We start from the raw sequence: 23375 nt of genomic DNA, 5'->3' as shown, positions 1-23375 counted from the left end.
CAGCAAGGGCCGCTGGTCAGAAAAAAACCCCGTATAAACGGGGCTACTCTGACACACAGCTGCAATGTAAATATTGCTAGCGTATTCCCTTAGCCAGCAGCGTAAGTTGTAAGCGATCACTGACATGCAGCTTTTCAAATATCAAGCTGAGGTGAAATTTAACTGTACGCTCAGTAATACCCAACTCACGGGCAATTTCTTTATTTGCACTGCCACTAGCGGCTAAAGTGGCCACTTCACGCTCCCGCTCTGTCAGTGGCCCCATCCAAGCCTGAGTATCTTTGGGTGCAAATAATTTATGCATCGAGCGAATCAGCGCCTGCAAAATAGCCGGCCCTGCCCAAACCCCACCTGCAGCCACCACATTAAGAATAGCCTGCAAAGACTCACTGGCAGCATAGGCATGGCAATAGCCCCGCGCGCCCGCCGTTAATGCGGCTAGGTGCTCTGCATCGCTGGGTGTTGAGCTTAAAAAAAGCACCTGATTAGACGCTGTATATGTAAGCCAACTGGCATCGCTCAATGCTGGCAAGGTAGGCAAGGCTAAATCAATCAGCACCACACTACCGCTAAGCTGGCTTAATGCAGGCAAAGAATCCAGCCTTAGGAACTCTTGCTGAGTACCCTGCTGGATGTGTGCAAACAAAGAGATATCGGCAGTTAAAATGGAGAAGTTCATCGCTCAGTCAACGCATTAGATTTTGCACGGAGTACCGGTTTTAACAGATAGGAAAGCACTGTTTTTTTACCAGTTAAGATATCAACCTCAGCGACCATGCCAGGGATAATAGGTAGTTTTTTCTCTCCTGCTTTCAAGAAGCTGGCATTAGTCCTTACTTTAACAATATAAAAAGCGTTACCTTTTTCATCCACAACGGTATCTGCGCTGATGTGCTCTAGCTTGGCATCCAAGCCACCGTAGATAGAAAAATCATAGGCTGTAAATTTCACAATTGCTGTGGCGCCAGGGCGTAAAAAGGCAATATCTTTCGGCAAGATCCTAGCTTCTAATAGCAGCGCGTCATCCCCAGGTACCACTTCAATAATATCTTTGCCGGGCTGCACCACGCCACCCACGGTATTAACTTGCAATTGCTTTACAGTACCATTCACCGGCGAGCGTATTTCTGATTGCTTGACTCGATCCGCGAGGGCAACGCTGCCTTCCGTTAAGCTATTGAGCTTGCCCACTGTTTCGCCCAGCTCCGAACGCGCGACGTTTCTGAAACTAAGCTCAACCTCACGAATCTTACTGCCAGCCTCAGACATGGCCGATTGGATACGTGGAATTTGCGAGCCTGCAGAATCACGCTCGCCCAAATAACGCGAAACATCGCGCTCTAGACGTAAGATTTCTACATCAGAAACGGCACCACTCTTCAGCAAAGGCTTAGTGGCTTCCAGCTCACGCAAAGTCAGCGCATAGCCTTGGCCTGCTTGTTCGCGGCGAGTACGTGCTTCGTTTAGCTCCTGCCCACGTTGCACCAGTTGCTGCTGTGCGCCACTAATCAAAGCATTCATTTCAGCACGGCGCGATTCATACAAGCCACGCTCTTGAATCACGATTTCTGGCGCTTCGGCCTGTACTTCGGTAGGCACTACAAAATCTTTACCCGAAGCCAGAGCTTCCAGCCGCGCCGCTTTGGCTTTCAACGACAAATACTGCGCCCGATTTTCTTTTAATGACGACACAAAGCGAGTTGGGTCAATCGTAATCAGTAATTGTCCTACCTTAACCTGCTGACCTTCTCTAACTAAGATAGCCTTTACAATCCCGCCATCTAAGCTTTGTATCACCTGAATCTGCCGTGAAGGAATCACCTTGCCTTCACCGCGTGTGACTTCATCAATTTTTGCCAAACTAGCCCAAAGCAGCACCACCAGCACGGTTAAAGCGGATACCCAGACCAAGATCCTTGCACCACGCGAGCTTTGCTCAACAATCACCCAATCGGCATCGGCAATAAAATCGTTATGATCAACGACATCCGCAGCTTCGCCTCTGAATAAATAGCGATCAAACCAGTGCGAACTTTTGCTCACTATGGTCTGCCATTTTTTGCGCCAAAATGTAGGCTTAACGGTTTGCATCTCCATCATCAGCTCGTCCTACCTATTCTGCCCTGCTGCAAGGCCTCAATCACCTGCGCTTTCGCGCCATCTGCAACCACTTGCCCTTGATCAAGCACAATCAAGCGATCAACCAAATCCAGCAAAGAGGTGCGGTGTGTAACCAGCAATAAGGTTTTTTGCGTGACGTAAGCCTTCAGGCGTGCTTTTAGTTTTTCTTCAGAAAGATGATCCATGGCACTGGTTGGCTCATCCAGCAACAGCATTGGTGGGTCATTCAATAAAGCGCGAGCAATCGAAACCGCTTGCCGCTGGCCGCCGGATAAGGACTCACCCCGCTCCGCAATTAGCATATCAAAACCGCGTGGATGCAAATCAGAGAACTCCTTCACCCCTGCCAAATCCGCTGCCGCCAAGATGCTGCTATCGTCTGCAAATGGCGCACCCATCGCTATATTTTGGCGCAAGGTACCATAAAATAAGATGGGTTCTTGTGGCACATGGCCAATGGCACGGCGTAATTCGGCGGGATCAATTTGCCGCGTATCCACACCATCAATTAATACCGCCCCTTCGGTTGGGTAGTAGAGGCCAAGGATCAGTTTTTCGATCGTGGTTTTGCCTGAGCCAATCCGGCCAATAATGGCCATTTTTTCACCGGATTTAAGCTTAAATGAAACATTATTAAGCACTTTTTCATCACTACCGGCATAGGCAAAACTGACGTTTTTAAATTCAATATCACCCCTGAACGATTCGCGATGTAAGAAATTACTATCTTGCGGGCGCTCAACCGGCAACTTCATATGAGATTCAATTCCCGCCAGCGAGGTGCGTGCATTTTGGTATTGCATCAACAAGCCAGCCACCTGCCCAAGCGGGGCTAAAGCACGGCCAGATAACATAGAGGCGGCAATAATCCCCCCCATGGTGACCATGTTTTCGGTAAGTAAATACACCCCCACAATAATCACAACCACACTCACCAATTGGCTAATAAACGACGCAAAATTCACCGTTGTTGATGAAAGTAATTTAAGTTTTGAGCCCACTTGGGCCAAGAAGTGCGTTGACCGCTCCCAGCGACGTTGAAACTCGCTCTCTGCGCCCATCACCTTGATGGTTTCTATCCCGACCAAGCCCTCAACCAAAGTGGCATTGCGCTGTGCGGATGCCCGCTGAGTTAACTCAACCATTTCGCGCATTTTATCTTGGGCCAGCAAGGTAAACCCCACCACCAGCACAATGCCAACCATGGCAGGCACCGCCAACCACGGCGAGATCCATACCATCACCAGCAAGAAAATTAGCACGAAAGGCAAATCAACCAAGGTAGTAATAGAGGCTGAGGCGATGAAATCTCGTACCGATTCAAAAGCGCGCAAATTAGCCACAAAAGAGCCAACTGAAGCGGGCCGCGCCTCCATACGGATTCCGAGTACTCGCTCCATAATCAAAGCAGACAAGGTCACATCAATACGCTTAGACGCCACATCAATAATATGGCCACGGATCGTTCGCAATAAGAAATCAAACGTTAATACGGCCAAAGCGCCAATCGCCAACACCCACAGTGTTTCTAAAGCATGGTTGGGCACGACCCTATCGTAAACATTCATCGAAAACAGCGGCATGGCCAACGCCAGCGTATTAATCAGTAGCGCAGCCAATAGAGCGTCGCGGTATAAACGCCAATTATCTTTAACTACGCTCCAAAACCAATGGCGGCCACGCACCGCGCCATGCTCTGGTGCGCGGGCTTCAAATCTAAATTTGGGGCGAACAAAAATAACGATGCCGGTATGCACCGCTTGTAATGCCTCGGCACTCAGCAGCTCAGATGATTCACCTGTTTCAGGAAAGCACACACGTGCCATGCCGTCATCCAACCATTCCAGCAGTAAGCAAGCGCCGCGATCTTTAAGTAGTAAAATGACAGGAAATAAACTGGTGGGTAATTCATTCAAGGCACGGCGCACCACTCGAGCAGATAGACCTGCTCGAGCCGCAGCACGCGGCACAAGAGAAGGCGATAAGAGATTATCGCTCAGAGGCAAGCCAGCAGATAAAGCTTCACACGTCCAAGGGGAGCCATGAATGCGTGTTAGCTCGGCCAAACAATCCAAGAGTGGATCAAAGCGGCTTTGATGCTCACCCACACGCCAATCAGGGCGGTCAGAAGCTTTCGAATGGCTGGGATTAGACTCGCTCATACCTGAATTTCATTTTAGTAGTTATGAAAAGATATTCTACGCAGAATGTAAGCTAAAACATATACATTACTTAATTAACACTAATATATAAGTAAATGATTACATTTGCTTTAATCGAGTAATACTTTTCCAGGATTCATAATTCCTGCCGAATCAAACGATTGTTTAATGCTTTTCATTAATGCTAATTCTAGCGGATTTCTATATTTAGCCAAATGCTGGCGTTTTAATTGCCCAATCCCATGTTCTGCACTGATACTGCCGTTATGCTTTGCAACACAGGCATAAACAATATCATTCACCATAGGCTCATCTGAGTAAATCGCTGCAGTTTTATCCGTTCTAAATACGTTGTAATGTAAATTGCCATCGCCCAAATGACCAAAAGCAATAATGGCTGCATCACTTAAAACCGCCGCCAACGCTTGGCCACATTCTGTTAAGAAGTCAGGAATGCTACCTACTGGCACACTAATATCATGTTTAATACTTACGCCTTCTCTACGTTGAGCCTCAGGGATATGCTCTCTTAACTGCCAAAAATCTTTGGCTTGCTTACTGTTTTGCGCTAATAAGGAATTTTCACAGCCCAAAGTAAGCAGCACTTGCGCTAATTGATCGCTCAATACCTCGCTGCTACCCCCATCGGATAGCTCTAACAACACCGCCCATTCAGGCAAAGGCTTAAAAGGGTGAGGTAAGCTAGGATATTGCTTAGCCAGCAGCTCAAAACAAGGCTTGGAAATCAGCTCAAACGAGGTCACTCGATCGCCCACCGCCGCCTGTATACCACGGAGCAACTCCACCGCTGCGGCAGGATGATCCAAGCCCACCAAGGCCGTTGCATGCGCCGTGGGCAAAGGATAAAGCCGCAGTACCGCACGAGTAATCACACCTAAAGTGCCTTCAGAGCCAATAAACAGCTGCTTTAAATCATAACCAGTATTGTCTTTTCTGAGCCCGCGCAAACCATCCAACACTTCACCATTGGGCAGCACCACTTCCAAGCCCAAGGTCAGCTCACGCATATTGCCGTAACGCAGCACATTCACCCCACCCGCATTGGTCGCCAAAGCGCCGCCCATGCGGCAAGAACCAGCTGCGGCCCAATCAGCAGGAAACAAGCGATTTGCGGCACGCGCAGCCGCCTGCACATCGGCCAAGATGGCTCCTGCTTCCACAATAATGGTGTTGTTATCACTATCTACCTTGAGCACTCGGTTCATGCGCTCTGTGGACAAAACCAGCGCCTTCCCTGATGCATCAGGCGTAGCAGCGCCACAAAGGCTGGTGTTTCCCCCTTGCGGAACAATTGCCACGCCGTGCTGAGCGCAAAGCTTAATCACGGCCGCCACTTCTGCTGTGTTGCGTGGCCTCGCCACTGCCAACGCTGCGCCTTGATAACGACGGCGCTGATCTAGGCAATAAGCCGCCGTATCCTTACCACTTAACACGCCTGCCGTATCAAGCAATAGGCGTAATTCATCTAAAAAAATATTCACAAACAAAAATCCTGCCGTTTTGCATGCGCACTGATCACCCGCTGAAAATGCCCAGGGTCTTTGGCATAGGTCATTTCACCGGCCGCAGGCTTATAAAAATCATATAAACGCGATACCCAAAAACGCAGCGCTGCAGCGCGCAATACCAAGGGCCACGCGGCAATTTCATCCAAGCTTAAGGGGCGAATCGCCTGATAACCTTGCAGCAATGACCTTGCCCGCGCCTGATCGATATCGCCTGACTCCGTTACGCACCAATCATTCAGCGTAATGGCTAAGTCATAGACCAAGGCATCATTACAGGCATAGTAGAAATCAATAAAACCGCCCACACGATCGCCATTAAGTAAGACGTTATCGCGGAATAAATCTGCGTGAATCACGCCTTGGGGCAAGTGATCGAAACGATGCTCGGCCTGTAAAGCCAACTCGGCGCGCAATTGCTCAGCCTCATCCGCCTGCATCAAGTCAAATAACTGTGGTGCGGTGGCATTCCACCACATTGGCCCACGTGGATTGGGCATCTGCTGCTTATAACTACGCGCAGCCAAATGCATTTGCGCCAACATTTCACCCACTTCAGCGCATTGGTTTGCGCTAGGCTCATCCACCACCGTGCCAGGTACGCACTGCACCAGCAGCGTTGGCTTGCCATTTAGCTCATCAACGTATTGATCTTCCAGATTCGCAATCGGTGCAGCAACCGCAATGCCATGATGGGCCAGATGCGCCATCAAATTGACATAAAACGGCAATTCATCCGCCGCCAAGGTTTCAAACAAAGTCAGTACATAGCGGCCATGCGTGGTGGTCACAAAGTAATTGGTGTTTGTGATCCCAGCGGCAATGCCTTTAAGCTCAAGCAAGCTGCCAATGGAGTAACGCTTTAGGAAGGGACCGAGGTCTTCCATTGTCACGGTGGTAAAAACTGACATAGATTTGGCTCAAATGGGCATTCTTAAACTAGTTTTTCATCCACGAAAAATCAAACAATAGGCAGACCACTCAATGCACAAAAAATGGCTTGATTTAATAAGCCGCACCGCAAATCAAACTGGGGTGCAGCCCGTGGATCAGCTCATTTAGCTCAAGAATTTGCATTGATTTTTTCGTGGATTTTATATTGTTCGTGGACTCAAAATGAAATGACTTACACCATCAAAATTCAAAAATAACCCAGCGGGGTACAGATAAATTGCTGCCACCCAAATCGTCACTGCGATCAAAACGCCCTTGCCCTTCTTTATCGATCAAGAAATAAGGCTTACCCACTTTAGGCGTTACTTTCATCATGTAAAGTTTACCTTTTAAGCGATACTCAGCAATGGTTGCGTCAGATTTTTCGATCACCTTGATTTCTGGCTCATCGAGCACTTTTGCCTCGCTTCCCTTGGCGGGCAAAGGCGGTGGCGCATCACTTGGTGACGCAGCAAAAGCATAACTACTCAGTAATAGACTAAGCAAAATAAGGCGCATGGTGGTTTCCTTGTTAAAGTCGATACTGGAGTCTGAATTATTCTTTACACAGGCAAGCGCTAATTAGACGTCTTTTATCATGGGATACATCCGTACAAAGCTGACATATAAACACAGCGGCTTAAGCCTTATAATACGCTGGATTCAAAGCATTCTAATATCAACCCGAACACTGGAAAGGGGTAAGCCCCCCAGTGTTTTCGTTTTTCTTACACTTAGTATAGAGAGTTTCATCGCATGGCGACCCTGCTTTTAATTGACGGCTCTTCCTACCTCTACCGAGCCTTCCATGCGATCCGCGATTTGGCGGCTCCCGATGGCACACCCACTAATGCCCTCTATGGCTTTGTGAATATGCTAAAAAAGCTACGTCAGCAAACTCCTGCCGATTATATAGCCTGCGTGTTTGATGCCAAGGGTAAAACCTTTCGCGACGATTTATACGCCGAATACAAGGCGCAACGCCCATCTATGCCTGATGAATTGCGGGTGCAAATCGAGCCGATTCATGCCGCAGTGAAAGCCTTTGGCATTAAGATTCTGATGGTTAACGGCGTAGAAGCTGACGATGTGATTGGCACGCTAGCAAGCTGGGGTACAGAGCACGGTATTACTACCATCATGTCTACCGGCGATAAAGATATGGCGCAGCTGGTTAATCAATACGTGCGAATTGAAAACTCGATGACCGAAGAAGTGTTAGATATCGAAGGCGTGATTAATAAATTTGGCGTGCGCCCTGAGCAAATTGTCGACTATCTGGCACTGATTGGCGACACCGTAGATAACGTACCCGGTGTGCCCAAATGTGGCCCCAAAACTGCACAAAAATGGCTAAGTGAATACCAAACGCTGGATGCCATCGTTGCCAATGCCGACGCCATCAAAGGCGTAGTCGGCGACAACCTGCGTAATACGCTGGAATGGCTGCCGATGGCTAAACAGCTGGTCACCATCAAATGTGATCTGGATTTAAGCCGCGAGCTACCGCAGCAATTTACCGATCTAACACCACAGGCAGAAGACTGGGACACGCTGCTGGGCATTTTTCGCAAAGCCAACTTCAAAACTTGGATCCGCGAGGCAGAAAGCAAGATCAGCGCCGCAGCGGCCCCTTCCAGCGCTGATTTATTCAGCGCTCCAGCCAAGCCTGCCGCAGCAGCGGAAAACATGAGCGAGCCAGCCCCTGTTGAGCGCCACTACCAAACCATCCTCAGCCAAGAGCAGTTAGATGAATGGCTGGTACAACTGATGGCCGCCGAAGTGGTTTCGCTAGATACTGAAACCACCGGCCTTGACGCGCTAAATTCACAAATTGTTGGTATGTCTTTTTGCATTAAAGCGGGCCTTGCTGCGTATTTGCCCCTTGCTCACCGTGGGCCAGATGCAGTTGAGCAACTGCCGCTAGATGCCACGCTAGCTAAGCTAAAACCTTGGTTAGAATCCGCAGATCACAAAAAGCTTGGCCAGAATTTAAAATTTGATCAGCATATTTTTGCCAACCACGGCATTGCACTGGCTGGCGTTTCTGACGACACCATGCTGATGTCTTATGTACTGGCCAGCTTTGAGAAACACAATATGGATGCGCTAGCCGAGCGCGAGCTGGGCGTTGCCACCATTAAATATGAAGAACTCTGCGGCAAAGGGGCTAAGCAAATTGGCTTTGACGAAGTAGCCGTAGAGATTGCCAGCACTTACGCCGCCGAGGACGCCGACATCACCTTGCAACTGGCCCACGCCATGCTGCCACGGCTGACTGGTGGGCTGGCCACGGTTTACCGCGATATCGAAATGCCATCGCGTGCGGTGCTGTTTGAAATGGAGCGCACCGGCGTGCTGCTCGATAGCCAGAAGCTCAATCAGCAAAGCCACGAAATTGGCCTGCGCTTACTGGCACTTGAGCAAAGCGCTTACGATTTGGCAGGGCAACCCTTTAATCTATCCAGCCCTAAGCAGATTGGCGAGATTTTCTTTGAACAGCTCAAGCTGCCCGTCATTAAAAAAACCCCTAAGGGCGCGCCCTCTACTGACGAAGAAGTCTTGCAGGAGCTGGCTAAGGATTTTCCACTGCCCAAGGTATTGCTTGAACATCGCTCGCTTTCCAAGCTTAAATCCACTTACACCGACAAACTGCCGCTGATGGTGAACCCGCGCACTGGCCGCGTTCACACTAGCTACAACCAAACCGTCGCCGTAACTGGGCGCTTAAGCTCTACCGAACCTAATCTGCAGAACATTCCGGTTAAAAGCCTAGAAGGCCGCAAGATTCGTGAAGCCTTTATTGCGCCTAAAGGCTGGCAAATAATGTCTGCCGATTACTCGCAAATTGAGCTACGCATCATGGCGCATTTATCCAGCGATGAGGCGATGATTGCTGCGTTTACCTCTGGGGAAGATATTCACCGCACCACCGCCGCCGAAGTGTTTGGCGTAGCGCTCGATCAAGTCAGTAGCGAGCAACGCCGCTACGCCAAAAGCATTAACTTTGGTCTGATTTATGGCATGGGCGTATTTGGCCTAGCCGCGCAACTCGAAATCCCGCGCGACGCCGCAAAAAACTTTATCGATCGCTACTTTGCCCGTTTCCAAGGCGTGGCCATGTATATGGAAAACATCCGCGCCAGCGCCAAAGAGCACGGCTATGTAGAAACCGTGTTTGGCCGCCGCCTATGGCTACCAGAAATCAAATCATCCAATGCGGCCCGCCGCGCCGGAGCAGAACGCGCCGCAATTAACGCCCCAATGCAGGGCACGGCGGCCGATTTAATCAAGCTGGCGATGATTAATGTAGCGGACTGGATTAAGGCCGAAGGCCTGCAAAGCAGATTAATTATGCAGGTACACGATGAGCTGGTACTGGAAGTGCCAGACGCTGAAGTGGCAATGATGCGTGAGCAATTGCCGATTAGAATGGCGCAAGCGGCAGAACTGACCGTACCCTTGCTGGCCGAAGTAGGCGTAGGCATGAATTGGGAAGAAGCTCACTAAATCTATTTGCCCTCTTTTCCTCAATCGGACGAGTATGCCTCTTGCTCAATGGACTCTGTGTAGATGGATTTCTTGAGTATTAGGTTTGGTTTTTGAATGGGTAGGGCGGGTGAAACCAGCGAGCCATGCTGAATAAATGCGCGGGTTTCACCCGCCCTACGCTATTTATAATGAGATTGAGCAAGAGGCCATAATTAGGTAATCGGAAGAGAGGGGGATGACAAAAGCAGCTAAATTGCTATCAATAACAATGCTCACTTTGTCAGCCCATAGTAAATAGTCTAAAGTCCAGCTAAAGCATCAAATTACACGGTACTAAACGGCACATATAAATCAATGACAATAATCCATTCCCATTTCAAGCAAAATATAAGCTGGCAATTGCTATGCGCGGCGCTATTGCTAATTATTGAGCAACCTGCGGCGGCCCTTACGCTTGGGGAGTTGACGATTCAATCATCGGTTGGCCAGCGTTTTAAAGGCTTTGTCACCTACCAACTTTCCCCTGAAGATGGCTTGGCAGAAGACTGCAGCAAGCTAAGTGTTATTGCTGCAAATAATGATTTACCAGGGCTAGGCCCAGCCTCGCTACGCCTGCAAAGTAGTGGGCGCAGCGGACGAATTTTAATTCAAGCGGCCGAATCTCTATTTGAGCCAGTAGCCAGCTTTAGCCTCAAGATGGAATGCAAAGGACAGCAACTACAGCGTAGTTACACCGTCTTTTTAGACCCTGCGCCAGTCAATCTCCCGAGCATTGCAGAAGAAACGCATCCAAACAAAGCGATAGCCACAGTCGCAGCAAAGCACCCACGCACAGCTAGAGCCAAACCCGCTCCAAAGCTCAATACCGAGCCAAGCACAACGGCCACCAAAGCGCCTAAATCGCTAGATGCTACCCACGCATTACCCCCTCTACCCTCTACGGGTGGCCAGTTACGGATTGAGAGCGAATTAAGTAGCAAAAACGTAGCGCCTGCCGTACTTAGCCCTGAAGATTTACAAACTAAAATTGCGATGATGCAGAGCCTGCAAGAGCAGCTGCAATCAGAAATGATACGCCTGCAAAAATCGATGCTCACCCTACAAACATTGGCTGGGGGCCAAAGAGCGGCCAGCAGTATTATTAGCGCGCCTGAAGCCAGCTTAAATATTGATCATGCAGAAGAAGTTGCCACACCTAAACCCAGCACCATCAGTACCCCGCTTCCTGCCCCAACCGTCATTCAAAGGCACCCCGTCGAAGCAGCTAGCAGCAACTGGTGGATTACCTTAGCACTCGCCCTCTTAGCGGCCGTTGCAGGCGGCTGGATCTGGCTACGCCGTAAGCAAAAACAAAATGCTTGGGAGGCCGATTCCGATAGCAGCATTTCTAGCCTACACCGCAGCAATATCAAACCCAGCCCAGCTGATCCAAAAGAGGAACACTCTATTTTCAGGCATAGCCAACTGTTTTATGGCGGGATTGAAGTTCAAGAGGAAGATGGCAGCGCCACGCTAGAGCGCGCGCAGTTATTGGTTGCCCAAGGTGAAACAGACCAAGCTATTGAGCTGCTGTATATCACCATTGATGAAAACGAAGCTGAAACAGAACCTTGGCTACTGCTATTCCGTGTTTTGCGCCAACAAGGTATGAAAACCGAATACGCACAACTTGCCAGACGCTTCCATGATCTCAGTAATGATGCGGAAGACTGGGCCTTGGTTCGTAATATTGGCTACCGACTCGATCCTGAAAACCCGCTATATAGCGTGCCTGAAGAGGTCGTGCCACATGCTGAAGAAGAGCCATCGACTGCTCCTCTGCCGCTGATTCCAACGCCTATAGAAATTGAGCAGCCCTTAGATATCACTCTGCCTGCCAAACTGGCTGAGCCAGAAGAAATCCCTGTAGAAATTGAGTCGCAGCGGCCACAAGACGCCATGTTGATGGAGTTTTTAACCGCCCCAGCAGAAAACAACGAGCACAACACATCCAGCTCAGAAAATTCACCCTTGCAAATTATCTCGCTAGATTTGCCACCACTTGAGTTTGCACCGCCAGCAATAGAGGAAAACAGCCCGCTTGATCTTTCTTTAATTGTTGCCGAAGAAGAAATCATCGAAGCTTCTACAGCAGCTAACGATGCTGAGGAGGTTTTTGAAGAGATTGATTTAGTGGAGCTCGATATCGAGCTGCAACCGCCACTGTCTTTTTTTGAGCCGCATAAAAAATAAGCGTCAAACTCCAGCAGACAGCCCACAGGCGGCTAATGATAGAATGCGCCCTTGTATGAAAAACTCAAGGAATCGCAAGTGATACTGCCTACTCGCCTCGTTATTGCAACTCGTGAAAGCCCGCTCGCACTCTGGCAGGCTAACCATATCAAGGCGAAGCTTGAGACGCTCTATCCAGAGCTGACGGTTGAATTACTAGGAATGACCACCCAAGGCGACCGGATTTTAGACGTCACTTTGAATAAAATTGGCGGCAAGGGCTTATTTGTTAAAGAGCTAGAAACCGCGATTGAAGAAGGCCGTGCCGATCTGGCCGTGCATTCCATGAAAGACGTACCCATGCTCTTGCCAGCTGGCTTTGCATTGGCCGCCATTGGCGAGCGTGAAGACCCCCGCGATGCCTTTGTTTCAAATAAATACCCATCCCTAGATCAGCTCCCTGCTGGGGCCATCGTTGGCACTTCTAGTCTGCGCCGTGAATCACAGCTGCGTGCTCGTTTCCCACACCTGATGATCAAGCCCTTACGTGGCAATGTAGGTACGCGCTTAGGCAAATTAGATGCGGGTGAATACGACGCTATTATCCTAGCTGCATCCGGCTTAATTCGGCTTGGATTGGGCGAGCGAATCAAAAGCGCCATTTCCCCGAGCGATAGCCTGCCATCACCAGGCCAAGGCGCGCTCGGTATTGAGATTCGTGATGATAGAGAAGACTTAAAAGCGCTCTTAGCACCACTCAACCATACCATCACTGCAGCCTGTGTCACGGCAGAGCGCGCCCTATCACGCCGCTTAGGTGGATCTTGCCAGATTCCACTGGGTGCTTTTGCAGAAGAAGATGATGGATTTTTGCGCCTGCGCGCCTTTATTGCCAACCCAGATGGCAGCGATATTGTGTACGCCGAAGCCAACGGCTCACTTGCCGCCGCCAATGGCCTAGGTTTACAAGTGGCTGAATTGCTCTGCACCGAAGGCGCAACCGAGATTTTGAAAAACTTAGCCGCTGCAGCTTAGTAATGCTTTGCTGAGTTGGGTGCTTACCCGCCTCAAGCGATTTATCTTGCATGGCATCGACTAAATTGATGCATATAGGGCTGGCTATTTGTCCACGCTACATTTCTTAGGGCATCACGATGAGCCAAACTCTTCAAGGTCTGCGCCTGTGGGTAACGCGCCCCAGTCAGCAAGCTGCCGGCTTAATCAACCTACTCATTGAGGCTGGTGCAGAGGCGGTAGCAATGCCACTACTGGAAATTGCCCCCGCCGCCGATCCAGCACCGCTAGCGGCGGCATTAGCCAACTTAGCGCAATTTGATCTAGCAATCTTTGTTAGCCCGTCGGCGCTGGATGCGGTAGTTTCGCAATTACCGCAGTGGCCAAAAGATTTACCCGTTGCCGTAGTTGGTCCAGGTAGCGAACGCCGGGCTAAAGAACTAGGCATGGAACAAATTATCTGCCCAAGCAGTCAATTTGATAGTGAGGGCTTATTACTTGAGCCCGCCATGCAAAGCTTACAAAATAAAAAAGTAGTTATATTTCGCGGCAATGGTGGGCGTGAACTATTACCCAATGCCTTACAAGAGCGGGGAGCACGGCTCACTGTGATCAGCGCCTACCAAAGACAACCGCCTCGCTTTGATCTAGCACGCTTAAATGCCGAATTAGCCACAGGCTGCGATGGCATCGTCATTTCTAGCTCAGAAGCGGCGCAACACTTATTTCAGCTCGCTGGAGATGGTGCGCTGCAAGCGTTACAATCACGCATATATTTCGTGCCTCATCCGCGCATTGCAGAGTCACTGATCGCTTTAGGTGCCAAACAAATAGAACTAACAGATGCGGGGGATAGCGGTATTTTGCGTGGCCTACATCAGCACTTCACCCTTCCCCGCTAGGAAACAAGACTAAGATGACTCAGGATACTTCTCAAGAATCACTCTCTGCGGCGCTGCAAACTCCCAGTCGTCGTTTTATTCCTCAAACGGCCATTGTGCTCAGTGCTGCCGCCTTAATTGCCGCTGGCAGCGTATGGCTGTACCAACAGCAGGCAATGGAGCAGCTCAAGCTTGATGTAAGCCGCCAGCTGGCCGGCAATAAAACCAGTACCAGCCAACTGACGCAGCAACTCACCGAAAATACTAAGTTACAGCAGCAGTTTGTTGGCAAACTGGCTCTACTTGAAGCCAAGCAAGCTGAATCGCTGAATCAGCAGCAAGCCCTCAATAATATGTATGAGGCGCTGACGCATAACGAAACACACCGTGCTCTCTCTGAAATAGAACAAATCTTAGGCTTTGCCAGCCAACAACTGCAATTGGGCGGCAATATCAATGGTGCCCTGCTGGCTCTGGCCAATATCGATCAAAAACTCACTCAGCTCAATCGCCCAGAACTGATCAGCCTACGCCAAAGTATTACCCGCGACATTGATACGCTGAAAGCACTCCCTTATGTGGATACGATTGGTATTAGCGCCAAGCTCGATAGCCTGATCTCAGGCCTAGATGACTTACCTTTAGCCATTGATAGCTATCGCCAGGCCCCACCCCAAGCCAAGGAATCTGCTAGCAGCAGCGCATTTGGGCGTTTTTCTGATGATCTTTGGCACCAGCTTAAACAGCTGATTCAAATTCGCCGGATGGATAAACCAGAAGCCATGTTGCTATCCCCAGAGCAAGGTTTTTTCCTGCGCGAAAACATTAAGCTCAGATTATTAGACGCCCGCACCACGCTGATGCTAAAAGACGAAACCAGCTACCGCAGCGATCTTGCCGCCGCGTTACGTTATTTAGAGCAATATTTCGATCAAAAATCACCACAAACCGCCACCTCTATTGCCACGCTTAAACAACTGGGATCGCAAGATTTAGTGATTACCTTACCTGAGCTTGGCACTAGCTTGGCCGCCGTACGCAGCGCACGCACGATTGCAGAAAGGGCGAAGCAATGATCCTTTGCCGCATTCGCTTAACGCTCACTTTTACGGCTACACCAAAGGCTACCCGATGAGAATCCTATTTTGGATCATCGCCCTATTTGCGCTGGCAGTTGGCCTGACCCTATTTGCCCAGCTCAATACCGGCTATGTACTGCTGTTTTTACCGCCTTGGCGTATTGAAATATCGCTAAATGTATTCGCCATGCTGACCTTAGCAACCATTACCCTGCTGTATTTATTACTAAAGCTAGTGGCTGAATTTGGCGGCTTGCCACAACGAGTTAAGCAATACCGTGAACGTCAGCAAAGAGACGCCTCCATTCAACTAGAGCGTGAAGCGCGCTTAGCCTTTTTTGAAGGCCGCTACCAACGCGCTGAACGGCTGGCTGGAGAGGCGCTCAATAATAGCGAGAACAACGATGCCTTCGCCGTGAATGCACTGTTGGCCACGCGGGCTGCGCATCAAATGCGTGATTTTGCCCGCCGCGATCAATACCTAGAAAAACTTCAACAGCGTTTTGGCAATCAACACTTATCTGCAGCCATGATGGCAGCGGAGCTTTATCTGGATGAGCGCCGCTATAGCGACGCAGGTAATGCCCTAGCTGCGGCAAGGCAAATCTCACCCAAGCTCACCGCCGCTTTGCAATTAGAGCTGCGTTTACGCTTGCGTGAAGAAAATCCTGACGCTATTTTACGCTTGGTAGAGCAGCTGGCTAAAAGCGAAGCCGTAGATGCAGAGCAAGCAAGACGCATCCGTAATCAAGCTTATTTGCTAAAACTTAAGCAGCAGCCTTTATCCAGCCAGCAATTGCAAGACTGGTGGCATAAGCTGCCAAGTGGCGATAAAACCCTGCCACAGCTGTTAGAAGCCGTAGTCGATAGCCATAAGCAGCAAGGCGAGCCTGCCTTTGCCCGTAGCTTGATCGAAGAAACGCTACGTAATGAGTGGTCGAGTACTTTAGCGGGGCGCTATGGCTCACTTGGCTTAACGGGGGAGGCTTTGATCTCTCAGCTACAACAAGCTGAATTATGGCTGAAGCAGCACCCTAAAGATCATTTGCTACTATTGACTCTGGGTAGGCTGTGCCGTGCAAGCGCACTATGGGGCAAGGCGCAAACCTATCTAGAAGCCAGCATTGCTGTACATCCTACGGCGGTTGCCCATGCAGAATTGGCGGAATTATTAGATTCGCTGGATAAAAATGATGCGGCTAGCAAACATTACCGTGCCAGCTTGGCCTTGGCCCTACCGCAGGCTAGCTTACTGTAGCTAAGACTCGCCCCAACAAAAAACGGCTGCATCTTGCAGCCGTTTTGCTTATTTCACCGTTTGTTTTTTCGGTGGAGCAGACCGTTTAGCTTCATCAGATAAAGTAATCCACGCAAAGGGCGAGGCACTCTTATTGCGCTCAAAGAAATTAGGTAGAGCTGAAGCATCACGAACAGGAACAACGGGTTTACGGACTTGCGTATGAATTAGCATTTTAATGCCCCCGAGTAAGTTGCAATAGCATATTACTGGATGTTAACACAATACATTGGAATAACTACCCATTAATTGACTTAAAGCAAGCTATTAGCTGTCCATGACAGTAACACAAAACACATATAGATAAACAATTTCTTACTTATTCCAATTTACATAGTAAGAAAGAACCTAAACTGCCATAAAATCAAGCAAAAGCCCTTAGTCTGCCCTTAGCCAAATCAAAATCACTAGAAAATACTTACAACAAATCAGGGGACATCACCGCCCGCAATAAGTAGCTTATTTGCCCAACTCTCACCCGCCTTTGTAGCCACCAACAGCCGCCACGACGCACATTCCAATCTAATTCTTTGCCAGCCATAAGCACCGCCGCCACATGTCCAAGCTCATTTTGGTGGCCAACCAAAACCAAAACCTTACCCGTTTCACGCGGCCAATTACTCACTTCTAAATAAGCAGCGGCGCGTGCGCCAGGATTAAGCCTTGCATCAATATTAAATTGCTTACTTAATGCCCTAGCGGTTTCCTGACTCCGCAACGCTTCACTAGCGATCACCGTGAGCGCAGCACCATCTAAGCGTTTATTCAACCAAGCCGCCATTTTTTCGGCTTGCTTGCGCCCTTTAGCCGTTAGCGGACGAAGTAAATCGTTTTCGCCCTCCTCCGCTTCGGCATGCCGCCACAAAATTAAATCCACAAACTACGCCTTTATACGATGGAATAAACAGGACTGGCCAGCCCCACAAACATCACTGGCCTAGACTCACACCCCTGAAACAAAATGTAGCGGCGCTGCTTGCTGCGCCCTGTAGGACGGGTACAACCCACGTTTTTTTCAGCATCGATCAAAGGTTGCACCCGCCCTACTCGCTTGGCTTAAGTTAATAGGACTGGGGTTCCCCTCTAAAAAAACACAGCACTTTGCCATATCCCAACCACTTAATTACGTGGCTTAGCCGCTAATTCTGCCAATAGGGTTGCTTGTGAAGAGCGCAACTTACCCCCACGCGCCGTCTTGCGGCGATAGCGGCCATCCGACAGCATTTCCCAAGCTTGGGTGTTATCCACTAAGCAAGGGCGCAGGCTTTCACGAATCACACGGCGTTTTACTTTTGGATTTAAGATTGGGAAGGCAATCTCAATACGGCGGAATAAATTGCGCCCCATCCAATCGGCAGAGGATAAGTACACATCCTCAGCGCCATCGTTATAAAAATAAAACACGCGGTGATGCTCTAATAAACGCCCAATAATCGATCGAACCCGAATATTGTCCGACACCCCAGGAATACCTGGGCGCAGCGCACACACCCCGCGCACGATCAGGTGAATTGTTACCCCCGCTTGCGATGCCTGATACAGCTTATCGATCACTGTTGGTTCTAATAGCGCATTCATTTTGGCGATAATCACCGCCTTACGCCCTTCCTTGGCGTGGGCAATTTCTTTATCGATATACTTTAAAATATTCGGCTGCAAAGTAAACGGCGCTTGCCACAGCTGATGATGATCGCCAGCCAAGCCAAGGCCGGTAAGCTGCATAAACACGTCATTCACATCGCTAACGATTTCTTCATTCGTCGTCATCAAGCCAAAATCGGTGTAAAGCTTAGTGGTACGCGGGTGGTAATTACCCGTGCCAACGTGGGCATAGCGGTTTAAGCGCCCTTCCTCACGGCGCACAATTAACAACATCTTGGCGTGGGTTTTATAGCCATATACGCCATACACCACGTGCACACCCGCCAGCTCTAGCTTGGCAGCCCAGTTGATATTGGCTTCTTCATCAAAGCGCGCCATCAGCTCAACCACTGCCGTCACCTCTTTACCGCGCCCTGCCGCCTCGCTTAAGGCCTCCATCAAGGATGATTCAGTGCCGGTACGGTAAACCGTCATCTTGATCGCCACCACCTGTGGATCTCTTGCCGCCTGCTGCAGCAAATCAATCACGGGGGTAAAACTTTGGTAGGGGTGATGCAATAAAATATCGCCTTGGCGAATCGCGGCAAACATATCTGGCTGTTTGCGTAGCTCAATAGGAATGCCTGGCATAAATGGTTCAAACTTCAGATCCGGTCGATCAACCTGATCCGGCACTTGCATCAAGCGCACTAAATTTACAGGCCCGTTTACGCGGTATAAATCAGCATCTTTTAAACCAAACTGATCACGCAAGAAAGCTTGTAAATGCTTAGGGCAATTATCCGCCAGCTCTAAACGCACGGCATCGCCATAAGAGCGTTGCGACAACTCGCCTTTTAGCGCCGCACGTAAGTCTTTTAGATCATCATCATCCACCGATACATCAGAATCACGCGTCACGCGGAATTGATAACAACCTAGCACCTGCATACCAGAAAACAGCTCATCCACGTGCGCATGCAAAATGGACGATAAGAAAACAAAGCCATTTTCTACACCAGAAATCTCGTCCGGCATTTTTACAAAGCGCGGCAAAATACGTGGTGCTTGCACAATGGCAATCCCCGAGCTGCGACCAAACGCATCGTTGCCTTCTAGCTCAACAATAAAATTAAGGGATTTATTGAGTACTCGTGGGAAAGGATGCGAAGGATCAAGCCCAATCGGCGTCAGAATTGGCATCAGCTCACGGAAAAAGAAATCACGCACCCACTCCCGCTGCTCGTCTGTCCACACACTGCGACGGAAAAAATGAATCCCTTCTTTAGCCATAGCAGGGAACAATACCTCTAGCAGCAAGCTATATTGGCGATCCACTAAATCATGTGCTTCCCGCGTCACCAGCTCAAACGCCTGCAGCGGTGTCATCCCTTCGGGTAGTAAACGCGTTGGGTTATGGCAGATGTTTTCTTTAAGCCACGCTACCCGCACTTCAAAAAACTCATCCAAATTAGATGAAACAATGCACAAAAACTTCAGACGTTCCAACAAAGGATTGCTAGCGTCCTCCGCCTGAGCCAATACTCGGCGATTGAACTCCAACAACCCCATTTCACGATTGAGCATTAACTGATTGTCTGTAGGTTTGTAACTCATCTTTCTTCGCTTTGGTATAGCGTTACACGCTGTCAGGAATAAATAAAACCCTAGAATGGATAAGGTTTCGAACCAATTTTAAGCTAAAAATTCAATTGCAAATTTCACGCCAATTCTGCCAATTTAAGCATTTAATAAGGTAAGCACGTTTTTTGCCCACGCCATGCAATCGCGCAGGCCAACCAAACCGCCTTTCCCATCCATATATTAACGAGATTGCGTTTCACCCGCCCTACACACGCTACCTAACTGATATTACATAGCAAAATCAAAAAACACACAGCCCATAAAAACCTAAACGCACGAATTAACTCGTAGGGGCGCTGCTTGCTGCGCCCTGTTCAGCGAGGGCGCAGCAAGCAGCGCCCCTACAGCATATTGCCCTAATATGTAGTACATGGCTTTGTTTGAGAAAGAGACATAATCAGGTGCATTTATTTTAATAAATTTTATTTAAAATCAAATAGTTATACACATAAAAATCTACACGTCGTGATAATAAAACAAAGGGAGATCATCCCCGTTTGATCGGTTTATTTCGTGTATTTAGTGCTTTTCGTGGACTAATAATCGTTATGCGTAAGCATCAGTAGCTAAATACTCTGCTACCTACCGCAGAAACAACACAGGCCACTATAAGTGGCCTGTGCTTAAGAATTATTGCGGCACAAAGCCTGCGGGCATTTCTGCGCCATCGCCAAAGAAATAATTCTCTAGCTGCTGCTGCAAATACTGCCGCGCACGCGGATCAGCCAAGCTCAAACGGTTTTCGTTAATCAACATGGTTTGATGCTTAATCCAAGCCTGCCACGCTTCTTTAGACACATTCTCAAAAACCTTCTTACCTAAAGCACCCGGCAGCGGCGGAAAATCCATCCCTTCAGCTTCACGGCCCAGCTTTACACAGTTCACAGTGCGGCTCATTGGTATCACCTCAATAATATTACATTTATGTTTCTAGAAAATGACAAAAACTAAAGCGGTCTATTCAAGTTACACATTAAACAAAAAATTCAACACATCGCCGTCTTTCACCACGTATTCCTTGCCCTCTGCACGCATCTTGCCCGCTTCTTTTGCGCCTTGTTCACCCTTGTATTGGATGAAATCATCAAAAGCGATGGTTTGGGCGCGGATGAAGCCGCGTTCGAAGTCAGTGTGGATTACGCCGGCGGCTTGTGGGCCGGTGTCGCCTTTGTGGATGGTCCATGCACGCACTTCTTTTACCCCAGCGGTAAAGTAAGTTTGCAGGCCAAGTAAATCGTAGCCCACGCGAATCAGGCGGTTTAGGCCAGGCTCTTCTAGGCCCAATTCGGCGAGGAATTCTTGCTTGTCAGCGTCATCCAGCTCGGCGATTTCGGCTTCGATTGCAGCGCAAACGGCAACTACTGGTGCGCCTTCTAAAGCGGCATGGGCCACTAAGCGATCGAGCAGCGGGTTATTCTTGAAGCCATCTTCGGCCACATTGGCCACATACATCGCGGGCTTGATGGTCATCAGGCAGAGCGATTTAATCGCCAGCACTTCGTCATCACTTAGGCCAGCCGAGCGAGCAGGCTTACCGTCGTTCAGTAATGGGATGAGCTTTTCTAGCACGGCCACCATTTGGATGGCTTCTTTATCACCAGCGCGGGCTTTTTTGCTATCACGGGTGAATACTTTTTCTGCCGTGGCCAAATCGGCCAGAGCCAGCTCGATGCCGATGGTTTCGATATCGGCGATTGGGTCTACACGGCCATTAACGTGGATGACGTTATCGTCTTCAAAGCAGCGCACCACGTTCACAATCGCGTCGGTTTCGCGGATATTGGCGAGGAACTTGTTGCCTAGGCCTTCGCCTTTAGATGCACCCGCTACAAGGCCAGCAATATCTACGAACTCTACAATCGCGGATTGGATTTTCTGCGGTTTAACGATGTCGGATAACTGAGCAAGGCGCACATCCGGCACTTCAACGATGCCGACGTTAGGCTCAATGGTGCAAAAAGGATAGTTTTCAGCCGCAATACCGGCCTTGGTCAGTGCATTAAATAGGGTCGATTTACCGACATTAGGCAGGCCAACGATGCCGCATTTGAGACTCATATCATCCTTTCGCCGCAAATCGCGGCCAACATATACTTAAAAGCGGGATTTTACCCGATTGTGAACGCCGCCGCTCCCACCCTGCACAAATCCCATAGTCAAATGGCGGGTGTTTTGCCCGAAAACCCAGATCTTAAAACACGGAGTACACAGAGGACGCGGAGTTTCACAGAGAAAAATGAGGTTTATTTATAAAATTGTACCCAGCCAATTCAAAGGCAAATCCCCCTCAATCCCCCTTTTACTAAGGCTCTGTCTGCATTAATAGTTGAAAAGGATATTTTTTCCTATCGCCTGCTCAATCCCTGATTTTGCTGTGATATTTTTGCCTGCACGGTCTAACCATCGCCGCCAGCCTAAATAGCTTTCTAAGTATTTGGTGGCTACGCCATGAAAACGAGTCATCCAATTTTTGAGTCGACTATCATATGCATTCACATTTTGCACATGATAAGCCCCTCGAACACGGATGCCTTGGCTGAGATTCACGGCACAGTGGCTGAGGCCTAAGTGTGCTGTTGCCAAACGATAGGCCGCCGCGCCATCACTGCACAGCATGACATCAGGAGCCAGAACAGCAGACAGTACCGACTCGATACTCTTCGTATTCGCAACGAGTAATTTAAAATCGGTGGTAGCGCCTTGCAGATTGCGTAACACCAAAACGGGGACTTGATCTTTGCCCGTACCTTTTTTTCGGAGCGCATGCCCGCGCCGATGTACGGGACGTGGCAGATGGCGTGAACCCTTGAAAGACAAAGGAAAATAGGTCTCATCAGCCTCAACGATACCTTGTAATAATCGGGGTTTAAGGCGCGAAGGGAGAGTCAAAAAACGGTGCCGCCAACGGAAGCTCGTGTTTTTGTGTACCCCACATTCAGTGGCTGCGGCACGAACAGTTAGCCCCTGAATCAAGGCTTTGCTGTATTGCAGCCATTGGTCTTTGTGTCGCAGTCGTGCCAGCGGCGTGCCGGATAAAACGGTGTAGGTATGTCGGCAATCACGGCAACGATAACGCTGCAATCCCGCTTGCTTCCCCCAGCGGTAATAGTGTGAGCCGCCGCAGCGATTGCACTGCGGTATGTTGTTCTCTTCAAGACTGGAAGCGATCTCATCTTGGTTGATCGATAAATTGACCGCTTCGAGTAGATGAATCCGCTGCACGCGACTCAATTGCGGCAAAGATTTCATCCATTCGTGAAATACAGAAGATTTCATGATGCTTTCTCCTTGCGACCTATATTTCAGTATAGCGAGAAGAACGTATTTCAACTGTTAACGCAGACAGAGCCTTTACTAAGGGGGAGGCTAAAGCTGAAACGATGCTTAAAGTTGTACAGATCCTTATGCTTAGCCTTCTCTGTGTAACTCTGTGT

At 49.2% G+C, this 23375-nt stretch carries 17 protein-coding genes and 1 pseudogene; 6 read left to right on the top strand and 12 right to left on the bottom strand.

Annotated features, from left to right (window positions below; genetic code table 11):
• Positions 1-76: 76 nt before the first annotated feature.
• From R6242_RS02215 to R6242_RS02190, 6 genes are all read right to left on the bottom strand, one after another.
• Positions 77-679, bottom strand: a complete 603-nt coding sequence (locus R6242_RS02215) for a response regulator transcription factor (RefSeq protein ID WP_318423278.1) — start codon at positions 677-679, stop codon at positions 77-79.
• The gene (locus R6242_RS02210) at positions 676-2097 is read right to left on the bottom strand and encodes an HlyD family type I secretion periplasmic adaptor subunit (RefSeq protein ID WP_412099467.1); all 1422 of its coding nucleotides are present in this window, start codon (positions 2095-2097) and stop codon (positions 676-678) included. Before R6242_RS02210 ends, R6242_RS02215 begins: the two co-directional genes overlap by 4 nt.
• A gap of 2 nt (positions 2098-2099) precedes the next feature.
• Positions 2100-4283: a type I secretion system permease/ATPase gene (locus R6242_RS02205; RefSeq protein WP_318423275.1), complete on the bottom strand. Its 2184-nt coding sequence runs from the start codon at positions 4281-4283 to the stop codon at positions 2100-2102.
• A 110-nt stretch (positions 4284-4393) separates the two neighbouring features.
• A complete protein-coding gene (locus tag R6242_RS02200) occupies positions 4394-5785 on the bottom strand; it encodes an FAD-binding oxidoreductase (RefSeq protein WP_318423274.1) in 1392 nt (463 codons plus the stop codon).
• The gene (locus tag R6242_RS02195; RefSeq protein ID WP_318423272.1) at positions 5782-6720 is read right to left on the bottom strand and encodes a homoserine kinase; all 939 of its coding nucleotides are present in this window, start codon (positions 6718-6720) and stop codon (positions 5782-5784) included. The genes R6242_RS02200 and R6242_RS02195 overlap by 4 nt, the downstream gene beginning before the upstream one ends.
• Before the next feature lie 223 nt (positions 6721-6943).
• A complete protein-coding gene (locus R6242_RS02190; protein WP_293936755.1) occupies positions 6944-7261 on the bottom strand; it encodes a DUF2782 domain-containing protein in 318 nt (105 codons plus the stop codon).
• 237 nt (positions 7262-7498) lie between these two features.
• Between R6242_RS02190 and polA the strand changes: the two genes are divergently transcribed.
• From polA to R6242_RS02160, 6 genes are all read left to right on the top strand, one after another.
• Positions 7499-10252, top strand: coding sequence for a DNA polymerase I (polA, locus tag R6242_RS02185; RefSeq protein ID WP_318423270.1), 2754 nt, complete (start codon positions 7499-7501; stop codon positions 10250-10252).
• A 336-nt stretch (positions 10253-10588) separates the two neighbouring features.
• Positions 10589-12466, top strand: a complete 1878-nt coding sequence (locus R6242_RS02180) for a hypothetical protein (RefSeq protein WP_318423268.1) — start codon at positions 10589-10591, stop codon at positions 12464-12466.
• 81 nt (positions 12467-12547) lie between these two features.
• Positions 12548-13480 (top strand): hydroxymethylbilane synthase, encoded by a 933-nt coding sequence (gene hemC, locus R6242_RS02175; RefSeq protein ID WP_318423435.1) that lies wholly within the window; start codon positions 12548-12550, stop codon positions 13478-13480.
• A 119-nt stretch (positions 13481-13599) separates the two neighbouring features.
• Positions 13600-14361, top strand: a complete 762-nt coding sequence (locus R6242_RS02170) for a uroporphyrinogen-III synthase (protein ID WP_318423267.1) — start codon at positions 13600-13602, stop codon at positions 14359-14361.
• 14 nt (positions 14362-14375) lie between these two features.
• Complete coding sequence (locus tag R6242_RS02165) at positions 14376-15416, top strand: uroporphyrinogen-III C-methyltransferase (RefSeq protein ID WP_318423265.1); 1041 nt, start codon at positions 14376-14378, stop codon at positions 15414-15416.
• A gap of 55 nt (positions 15417-15471) precedes the next feature.
• Positions 15472-16677 carry a heme biosynthesis HemY N-terminal domain-containing protein gene (locus tag R6242_RS02160; RefSeq protein ID WP_318423263.1) on the top strand — a complete coding sequence of 402 codons (1206 nt, stop codon included), beginning with the start codon at positions 15472-15474 and terminating at the stop codon, positions 16675-16677.
• 48 nt (positions 16678-16725) lie between these two features.
• Here R6242_RS02160 and R6242_RS02155 read toward each other — a convergent pair whose 3' ends face one another.
• The 6 genes and pseudogenes from R6242_RS02155 to R6242_RS02130 form a co-directional block, all read right to left on the bottom strand.
• The gene (locus R6242_RS02155) at positions 16726-16890 is read right to left on the bottom strand and encodes a hypothetical protein (RefSeq protein ID WP_293936771.1); all 165 of its coding nucleotides are present in this window, start codon (positions 16888-16890) and stop codon (positions 16726-16728) included.
• A 244-nt stretch (positions 16891-17134) separates the two neighbouring features.
• Complete coding sequence (locus tag R6242_RS02150) at positions 17135-17593, bottom strand: SixA phosphatase family protein (RefSeq protein ID WP_293936773.1); 459 nt, start codon at positions 17591-17593, stop codon at positions 17135-17137.
• Positions 17594-17835: 242 nt separating this feature from the next.
• Positions 17836-19914 (bottom strand): polyphosphate kinase 1, encoded by a 2079-nt coding sequence (ppk1, locus tag R6242_RS02145; protein WP_374759881.1) that lies wholly within the window; start codon positions 19912-19914, stop codon positions 17836-17838.
• A gap of 657 nt (positions 19915-20571) precedes the next feature.
• The gene (locus tag R6242_RS02140) at positions 20572-20838 is read right to left on the bottom strand and encodes an oxidative damage protection protein (protein WP_046353818.1); all 267 of its coding nucleotides are present in this window, start codon (positions 20836-20838) and stop codon (positions 20572-20574) included.
• 69 nt (positions 20839-20907) lie between these two features.
• On the bottom strand, positions 20908-21999 hold the full coding sequence (gene ychF, locus R6242_RS02135; protein ID WP_293936796.1) for a redox-regulated ATPase YchF: 1092 nt from the start codon (positions 21997-21999) through the stop codon (positions 20908-20910).
• 244 nt (positions 22000-22243) lie between these two features.
• Positions 22244-23217, bottom strand: a pseudogene (locus tag R6242_RS02130) (IS1595 family transposase).
• Between the last annotated feature and the right edge of the window lie 158 nt (positions 23218-23375).

The sequence above is a fragment of the Iodobacter sp. CM08 genome, assembly GCF_033446605.1.
Taxonomy (GTDB): domain Bacteria; phylum Pseudomonadota; class Gammaproteobacteria; order Burkholderiales; family Chitinibacteraceae; genus Iodobacter.
Note: the sequence above shows the minus strand (reverse complement) of the source record. Positions and strands in the feature narration are given on the sequence as shown.

What these genes read in the sequence shown, in the direction of transcription:
- R6242_RS02215 (WP_318423278.1), bottom strand. Translation starts at nt 679, where the DNA reads ATGAACTTCTCCATTTTAACTGCCGATATCTCTTTGTTTGCACACATC.
- R6242_RS02210 (WP_412099467.1), bottom strand. Translation starts at nt 2,097, where the DNA reads ATGGAGATGCAAACCGTTAAGCCTACATTTTGGCGCAAAAAATGGCAG.
- R6242_RS02205 (WP_318423275.1), bottom strand. Translation starts at nt 4,283, where the DNA reads ATGAGCGAGTCTAATCCCAGCCATTCGAAAGCTTCTGACCGCCCTGAT.
- R6242_RS02195 (WP_318423272.1), bottom strand. Translation starts at nt 6,720, where the DNA reads ATGTCAGTTTTTACCACCGTGACAATGGAAGACCTCGGTCCCTTCCTA.
- R6242_RS02190 (WP_293936755.1), bottom strand. Translation starts at nt 7,261, where the DNA reads ATGCGCCTTATTTTGCTTAGTCTATTACTGAGTAGTTATGCTTTTGCT.
- polA (WP_318423270.1), top strand. Translation starts at nt 7,499, where the DNA reads ATGGCGACCCTGCTTTTAATTGACGGCTCTTCCTACCTCTACCGAGCC.
- R6242_RS02180 (WP_318423268.1), top strand. Translation starts at nt 10,589, where the DNA reads ATGACAATAATCCATTCCCATTTCAAGCAAAATATAAGCTGGCAATTG.
- R6242_RS02170 (WP_318423267.1), top strand. Translation starts at nt 13,600, where the DNA reads ATGAGCCAAACTCTTCAAGGTCTGCGCCTGTGGGTAACGCGCCCCAGT.
- R6242_RS02165 (WP_318423265.1), top strand. Translation starts at nt 14,376, where the DNA reads ATGACTCAGGATACTTCTCAAGAATCACTCTCTGCGGCGCTGCAAACT.
- R6242_RS02160 (WP_318423263.1), top strand. Translation starts at nt 15,472, where the DNA reads ATGAGAATCCTATTTTGGATCATCGCCCTATTTGCGCTGGCAGTTGGC.
- R6242_RS02155 (WP_293936771.1), bottom strand. Translation starts at nt 16,890, where the DNA reads ATGCTAATTCATACGCAAGTCCGTAAACCCGTTGTTCCTGTTCGTGAT.
- ppk1 (WP_374759881.1), bottom strand. Translation starts at nt 19,914, where the DNA reads ATGAGTTACAAACCTACAGACAATCAGTTAATGCTCAATCGTGAAATG.
- R6242_RS02140 (WP_046353818.1), bottom strand. Translation starts at nt 20,838, where the DNA reads ATGAGCCGCACTGTGAACTGTGTAAAGCTGGGCCGTGAAGCTGAAGGG.
- ychF (WP_293936796.1), bottom strand. Translation starts at nt 21,999, where the DNA reads ATGAGTCTCAAATGCGGCATCGTTGGCCTGCCTAATGTCGGTAAATCG.